This is a genomic window from Xanthobacter sp. BG11Y11_SDJG, from assembly GCF_057364445.1.
This window is the reverse complement of record NZ_JBNFNU010000190.1, coordinates 1-7766: the sequence shown is the minus strand read 5'-3', so window position 1 is coordinate 7766 and position 7766 is coordinate 1. Positions and strand designations below refer to the sequence as shown.

General features: G+C 70.8%; 3 protein-coding genes and 2 pseudogenes. All 5 read right to left on the bottom strand.

What is annotated here, in order from left to right; translation table 11 throughout:
• Positions 1-92: 92 nt before the first annotated feature.
• On the bottom strand, positions 93-2279 hold the full coding sequence (gene eutB / locus AC2W7M_RS15275) for an ethanolamine ammonia-lyase subunit EutB (RefSeq protein WP_486133087.1): 2187 nt from the start codon (positions 2277-2279) through the stop codon (positions 93-95).
• A 17-nt stretch (positions 2280-2296) separates the two neighbouring features.
• Entirely contained in the window at positions 2297-2917 is a 621-nt protein-coding gene (locus tag AC2W7M_RS15270) for an ethanolamine ammonia-lyase reactivating factor EutA (protein ID WP_486133086.1), read from the bottom strand.
• Between the two features lie 107 nt (positions 2918-3024).
• Positions 3025-3735, bottom strand: a pseudogene (locus tag AC2W7M_RS15265) (ethanolamine ammonia-lyase reactivating factor EutA); the annotation flags it as partial.
• 149 nt (positions 3736-3884) lie between these two features.
• Positions 3885-6201: pseudogene (locus AC2W7M_RS15260) on the bottom strand (sensor histidine kinase).
• 206 nt (positions 6202-6407) lie between these two features.
• A partial coding sequence (locus AC2W7M_RS15255; protein ID WP_486133085.1) for a [protein-PII] uridylyltransferase family protein occupies positions 6408-7766 on the bottom strand: 1359 nt, incomplete at its 5' end.

Here is a 7766-nt window from a genome sequence, read left to right as displayed (position 1 = left end):
GCCGGTTCCCTACGGCGCGCCGCGTCCGCCGGCCACGGTGGGGACATCCCGCAGCGGCCTCTACTGACCGTCCGCCCGCCGCCGGCCCGCCTTCAGGCCGCGCGCGTCGCCAGAAGGCTTTCCAGGCGGTTGCCGGCGGCCTTGTGGCCGAGGATCTGGATCACCTTCTCGATGATGACGCTCGCCGCCTCCACGGGCGGCAGGCCGCCGTCATAGATGTTGGAGATGACCGAATATTCGTAGCGGATCGATGGGTTGCCGGAGAAGGCCGCGGCCCGCGCCCGCGTCTCCTCGTCGGCGATGCGGAAGGCGAGATAGGCGGACATGGAGCGCGAGGCGCGGGCGTCGCCGCCGGGCCGCTCGCCGATCAGCGTCACCACCACCCGCGCGCCGAGCGCGTCGCCGATCGGCTCGGCCACCTTCACCCGGCCGAACGGCACCAGCACTGGCACGCCGAGGCTCGCGCCGGAGCGCTCCAGGCCCTCCATCAGCACCGGCACGAGGTCCGGCACGTTGGCGTGGATCGCCTCGGCCGACAGGCCGTCCGACACCACGATCTGCACGTCGCGGTGCTCCGGCCTCAGGTGCGCGAGGTCAGCGGCATCGAGGTCGGCACCGATGTCGGGATGGCTCAGATGCGCGGAGCGGTCGCGGGCGCGCGAGGCGATGCGGCGGAAGGCGATGCCGCCGAGCCGCGCCGGGTCGAGATCGGCGTGGATCGCCTCGCGGGCGATGGCGAGGTTCGCCTTCACGGCGCGGGAGACGGTGTCGGCGGGGCGCGGCCGGCATTCTCGAAGCCGTGGGGCGCCGGGCACGGTGCGGGCGAGGCGCTCGAACTCGATCTGCGACCCGCAGAAGAGGCGCGGATCGCCCCAGTTCGGGCCGCGCACCACCTCCCCGTCCTCTTCCGCGAAGATGCCGCGTCCGATCGCCCAGGCGAGGAATTCAGGCGCCGGCTTGAGGCCGTGGATCTCCCGCAGCGTCTGGTCGTCGTGGCCGGACGTGTCGAAATAGGCCAGCATCCGGTCGGTGGAGAGATAGACGTCCATGAAGAAGTTGGCGCCCGCCGCGGCGAGCAGGCCGGTCGCCACCTGCTGGCCCTCCATGGTGATCTCGGAATGCAGCGTGTAGCAGGGCGCCATGCCCATGGGCAGGCCCATGATCTTGCCCATGAAGTGGTCCTGGAGGTTCGAGACGATCATCTCGAAATTGTCGCGGTGGGTCTCCGGGCCGATGAAGCCGGTGACGTTGTTGACCATGAACGGGTCGTAGCGGCGCGCGAGGCCGTAGCAGAGCGCCTCGCAGGTGGTCATGTCGATGCCGTCATGCTTGCCGTAGGTGAGTTCCGAGCCCTGGCCGGTCTCGAAATACATGAACTGGCAATCCGGCCCGAGCGGCCCCCGCGTGGCCATGGCCGCATAGGCCTCGTCCAGCAGCGACAGGGTGACGTCGAACTCTTCCGTGAGGGTGCGCGCGGTGCCGGCGAGCGATTGGAACATGATCTCCACCGGCGCCCCGGCGGCGAGCGCGGCCAACTGGGTCTTGAGGTGCGAGAGCACGCAGATCTGCGTCGGCGCCCCTGTCTGCCGGCGCAGCCGGTCCAGATGGACGAGGATGGACGAGACGTTCTCGAGCGTGTCCACCGCCGGGTTGAGGCCGATCAGCGCGTCGCCCGCCCCCATGGAGAGGCCGGTATAGACGAGCGCGGTGACGCAGGAGAGGTCGTCGGTGGGGTGGTTCGGCTGGAGCCGGGAGGAGAGCGTCCCCGGACCGCCCACCAGAGTGCGGGCCGTGGCCGAACGCTTGGCCTTCTTCGCCACCAGCACCAGTTCGTGCACATCCATGATCTTGGCGAGGGCCGCCGCCATTACGCCCGTGAGGCCGAGGCCGAGGCGGCGCACGTCGGCGGACCGCGCCTTCAGCAGCAGGTCCTTCAGCGCCCCGAGCGTGAGCGGTGCGATCTCGGCGAAGGCCGCGGCATCGATCTGGTAGTTGGCCCGCATGACGTCGTCGACGCGCCCGTTCGCATCGGTGAGCGGACGGTCGAACAGGTGCTGGAGCGTGAGCGAGGACAAAACCGTGCGCGCCGCCTCGCGCTCCACCTCGTCGCGTGCTGAAAGGCCGGCGAGCCGGTCGCCGGCCTTGGGATGATCGGCGGCGCCGAGCAGCGCCTTGAGGCCGGTGAAGGCGAAGTCGCGGTCCAGCAGCCGCACGCGGTAGGTCTCGTCCGGCGGCGGCACCGGCACATGAAAGTCGCTGAACGGCTTGAGGGGTCCCATGGCAGCTCCAAGCGATGTCAGTTCAGGCCAAAGAAGGAGATCGGCACCATGCCGCCGTGCGCCTTGCCGATGCGCACGAACTGGGCCGGGCGATCGGGAACCTCGTCGATCACCAGCAGCGGCGCAGGGGCCCGGCCGAAATCGGTGGCGTAGAGGCCGACCGCCTTGGCGGCATTTTCAGCGAGCAGCAGCACCAGCGGACGTGCCGCATCCTGAGGCGCCGCGGCGAGCGCTTCGGCGATCTGCGTGCCCAGCGTCCTCACCGCTGCGGCCGTGCCGAGATCGGCGCCGCCGCCGATCCGGATGCAGCCTCCCGCGGGGGTCCGCGCCACCAGGGCCACGGCCTCGCGCAGGCGTTCGGGGGGCGCATCCGGCGGCAGGCAGGCCAGGATCGGCAAGGCGCGCAAGGGCAGGGCAACGGTGCCGGACAGATGCAGGGTCGCGCCCGACACCTCGGTGGCGTGGAGCGTGAGCCCGCACACGGTCGCGCGTCCGCCGTGCTCGGGCACGAGATCGAGGTCGCGGGAAAGGCGCGGGCTCGCAAGGATGGCGCGGGCGAGATCGATGCCGAGATCGCCGAAGGCCGTGGTCGGCGGCAGGTCCGCGCCCGAACGCGCCGCATAAACCAGTTCGCCCACCCCGCCGGAGAAGGTGACGGCGCGTCCGCGCCCGGCGGCAGCACCAGGGGCAGGTCCACCAGGAGCCGCGCGGGCGCGGCGCGGAAGAACGCCGCCTCGCCCTCGGCCAGCGCCTCCAGCGCGCGCACGAGGAAGGAGCTGACGGCCGCCACCTCGGCCGGCGTCAGCGCATCGCCCTCTGCGGCCGCGATGCCGAGATGTTCGAGCACGGCGCGGGCGCGGGGCGAGGCGAAGGTGAGCCGGTAGGTGCCGGGCGCGAACCGCAGGTGCCGCGCGCCGATGAAGTGGCAGCCGGTGGCCGTCACCTCGCCGGCCCGGCCGAGCGCTGCATTGGTGGTGCCGCCGCCGATGTCGAGATTGAGGATCGTCCGCTCCGGACAGGCCCGGGAGAGGCCGCCGCACGCACCCATGAAGGCGAGCCACGACTCCAGCGCCGGATCGCGCGCGGTGGCTATGATGGCGTCGCCGAGCCGCGCCTCCACCAGCCGCGCCAGGGCCTCGGCATTGGCCCGCTCGCTGGCGAGCCCGGTGACGATGGCGCCGCCGGAGAACACCGCCTCCGGGGCGATGCCGCCTTCCGCGAGCCAGCGCTCCATGTGGCGCGCGACGTGCGAGATGTCGATGTCGCCGGTCGGGCGGAACGGCGTGAACACCGGCTCGGACCGGTACACCACGCGGGGGCTCTGGAATTCCTGCCGCCCGGTGGCGCAATTGAGGGCGATGCGGGCGCGAGCGGCCATGGCGGAGCAGGTGGTCGAGCCGAAGTCGAAGCCCACCAGCACCACCTCGTCGCTTGCCGCCCCGGGCGCCTGCGCCATACGCCGCCTCCTGCCGCGACCCAGCGCTCCCTGCGGCAGTGCAATATTCCCCTAAGGAAAATTGCTTGCCAAGGGATTTCGTGAACCGGCGAGGGTCGGGAGCGGCCGAACGGTCGCCGGGGACGAGCGCCGACGCGGTGCCGGCAATCTCACACCACGGCGGCGAGCTTCGGAGTCTCGTTGGAATTGGCGGCGCGCCCGTTCACCGGAAGGCGCACGATCACCGAGGTGCCGACCCCTTCGGTGGAGCGGATGCGCATGGCGCCGCCGTGCAGCTCCACCAGGGACTTGGCGATGGCGAGGCCGAGACCCGAGCCCTTGTGGGTCTTCGTGAACTGGCTCTCCACCTGCTCGAACGGCCGGCCGATGCGGTCGATGGCGTCGCGGGCGATGCCGATGCCGGTGTCCTCGATGGCGATCACCGCCGCATCCGCATTGATGCGCGCCTTCACCGCCACGCGCCCGCCCTCGGGCGTGAACTTCACGGCGTTGGAGAGCAGGTTGAGCAGCACCTGCTTCAGCGCCCGGCGGTCGCCGAGGATGGCGAGGCCCTCGCTCGCCTCCACCGTCATGGTGATGTTCTTTTCGTCGCCGTTCACCGCCGTCACGCGCATGGCATCGGCGATCAGTTCGTCCAGCCGCACCTCTTCCGCTTCCAGCTGCATGCGGCCGGCCTCGATCTTCGACATGTCGAGGATGTCGTTGATGACGTCGAGGAGATAGGTGCCGGAGCCTTTGATGTCGGAGCAGTATTCCGCGTACTTCTCCGAGCCGAGCGGGCCGAACATGCCGCTCTCCATGATCTCCGAAAAGCCGATGATGGCATTGAGCGGCGTGCGCAATTCGTGGGACATGTTGGCGAGGAACTCGCTCTTGGCGCGGTTCGCGTCCTCGGCCTTGTTTCGCTCTTCCGAATACTTTTCGGCGAGTTCCGCCAGTTGCTGGGCCTGATGCTCCAGCGTCTGCTGGGATTTCCTGAGGTCCGCCACCAGCGCCATCAGGCGCTTCTCGTTGTCCATGAGGCGCTCTTCATGGCGCTTCATGGTGGTGATGTCGGTGCCGACCGAGACGTAGCCGCCATCCTTGGTGCGGCGCTCGGCGATCTTGAGCCAGCGGCCGTTGGAAAGCTGCGCCTCGAACGCGCGCGAGCCCTCCTCGGGCTTGTCCTCCGGCTTCAGGGGAATGCGCGAGACGGGATGGCGCCCCACCGAGGCGATGGTGTCGAACGGCGTGCCGGAGCGGACCGTCTCCTCGGGCAGTTCGTGCAGGGTCTGGAACTTGGAATTGCAGAGCACCAGGCGGTTCTGGCTGTCCCACAGCACGAACGCCTCGGAGATGCTCTCGATGGCGTCGCGCAGGCGCATGTCGGCCGTCACCGTGCGCTCGGCCATGCGCTGCGCCTCGGTCACGTCCATGGCGATGCCGATGAGGTGGGGGCCGTCCTCGCCCGCCTGCTGCACCACCTCGGCGCGCATGCGCAGCCATACGAAGTCGCCCTTGGCGGTGCGCATGCGGAACACCCGGTCCACCGAGGCGCCGGGCCGCTCCGCCAGTTCCTGCGCCAGCTCGTAGAGGTCGCCGTCCTCGGGATGCACCAGGCGGGCGATCTCGCCGAACGAGATCAGCTCGTCCTTGCGCTCCAGGCCGAGGATCTCGAACATGGTGTCGGACCAGTACATGCGTCCGCGCGCCATGTCCCAGTCCCACATGCCGCAGCGGCCGCGGTTCAGCGCGGTGTCGATGCGCCGGCGCACGGTGTCGTAGATCACGTCCGCCTCGCGCGCCCGCGTCGCCTGCCAGTGGAATGAGAAGCCGAGGATGAGGAGCACCATGCCCGTGGTGGCGAACAGCGTCACCGTCAGCGTGGTGGTGTCGGACCAGGCGGCAAGCGCCGCGTCGAGCGGCTGCACATAGATCACCTGGCCGAGCGGGGAGGGGAGGTTGCGCACGGTGGCGAGCGCGGTGCCGCCCTGGAACGGCACCTCCAGCACGCCCGCGCGCTCGGCGAACACCACCAGCGGCTGGGCGGGGTCGAGCAACTGGGCGATGTCGGCGGGCGGAATGTCGGCGGCGCGGGGCGGCGGCGACGACCCGGCCCTGCGGATCGGTCACGAACACGCGGCGGCCATTGTCGGTGGCGCGGGGCGGCAGGCTTTCGGTGAGGGCCGCAGGTGCGCGGGCCGGCGCATTGCCGACGCGGGCGGCGACGCCGTCGGCGGTGGCGAGCGCGAGGAGGGCGAGGTCGTCCTTGGCGCCGTCGATCACCGCCAGGCGGTGCGAATGCACCTGGACCACGGCGCCGATGCCGATGACCATGAGAAAGGTGACGATGAGGGCAGGCACGATCCGGCGCAGGACCGGCTCGGCGTCGAGCAGGCGCTGGTAGGCTGGGCGCGCGATCGACCGTGCCAGGCCTCGAATGGCATGGTCGCGCGCGCCGACGCTCGCAGCGTTGGCGCGTGCCATCGCCGGTTCTCCTCCGGATTCCATTGGGGAAATCGGGACGGCCTAATGCCCCTCAGCCCCCGCGTCCTTGATCGGGAGGGACGTGCCGCATCTCTCCGAATCAAGCCCATTGGAATCGAATCGGGGGGGCTTTGTCTAGAGTCCGCCGGAGTCAAGGGCCGAAAAATGGTCGTGAGGCCCCGCTGTGATCGCCCTCGCGGGCGCCGTCAGGCGGCGTCCGCTTCCAGAAGGCGGGTGAAGATGTCCCGGACCTTCTGCTGGGTGTCCACGAGGTGGGCTTCCAGCGTCGCGAAGTCGGGCATCTCGCCGGCGCGGGCGAGCAGCGCGCGCAGCGCGGGGCTGGCCTCCAGGGGCACCACGTGGGCGTCCACGGCGAGCCGCAGGACCTGGGTGAGGTCCTGATAGAGCCGGCAGGCGCGGATCAGGACCTGGGCGTCCTCCGGCGCCAGCAGCGCGAGGCGCTCGGCCGCGGCCAGCACCCGCGCGGTGGCGGTGTCGACGATCTCGGGATGGTCGGCGGCGAAGGCCAGAACCAGATATTGCGCGAGGAACTCCACGTCCACCTGTCCGCCGGCGGCGTGCTTGAGGTTCCAGCGGTCGTCCTCGCCCTTCTCGGCGGCGATGGCGCGGCGCATGTCGAGGATGTCGCCGGCGATGCGCCGCCGGTCGCGCGGGCGGGCCATGATGGCGTGGATGACCCGGCCGACGGCGATGCCGAAATCCGCCTCGGCGGCGATCACCCGGGCGCGGGTGAGCGCCATGTGCTCCCAGGTCCACGCTTCCTCGAACTGGTAGGTCTCGAACGAGGCGAGCCGCGTCGCCAGCGGTCCGGAGCGGCCGGAGGGCCGCAGCCGCAGATCCACGTCATAGAGCTTGCCGGCATTGGTGAGCGCGGTGAGCGCGGACACCAGCCTCTGCGTGAAGCGGGCGAAATACTGCGACGCCGCCAGCGGCCGTCCGCCGTCCGACATGGCGTCGGCGCCGCCGGGATAGTCGTACAGCACGATCAAGTCGAGGTCGGAGCCCGCCGTCATCTCGCGCCCGCCGAGCTTGCCCATGGCGACCACCGCCGCCCGCCCGCCCTCGATCTGCCCGTGCGCCTCGGCGAAGCGTGCGCGCACCCGCTGGAACAGCGCGCGGATGATCACCTCCGCGAGCCGCGCATAGGCTTCGCCCGCGCGCGCCGCCGGCAGCGTTCCGGAGGCGATGCGCACGCCGATCAGCACGTGCTGCTCCTGGCGGAAGCGCCGGGCGCGGTCGAGCTGCTCCTCGTCGGTCTCGGCGGTATCGAGCAGGTGGTCGAGCAACTGCCTCAGATCGTCCTCGTCCGGCAGAACGTCGAAGAAGGCGGGATCGAGCAGCGCGTCGGTGAGGGAGGGCCGCCGCGCCAGCGTCTCGCCCAGGCGCGGGGCGGCCGCGAGGATGGTGGCGAGCAGCCGCACCAGGTCCGGATGCCGGTCGAGGGCGGCGAACAGGCGCGGGCCGGGCAGTTCGGCGAGAAAGCGGTCGGCCGCGATCAGCGCGCCGTCCGGATCGCCGCCGCGCGCCAGCGCCTCCAGCAGCAG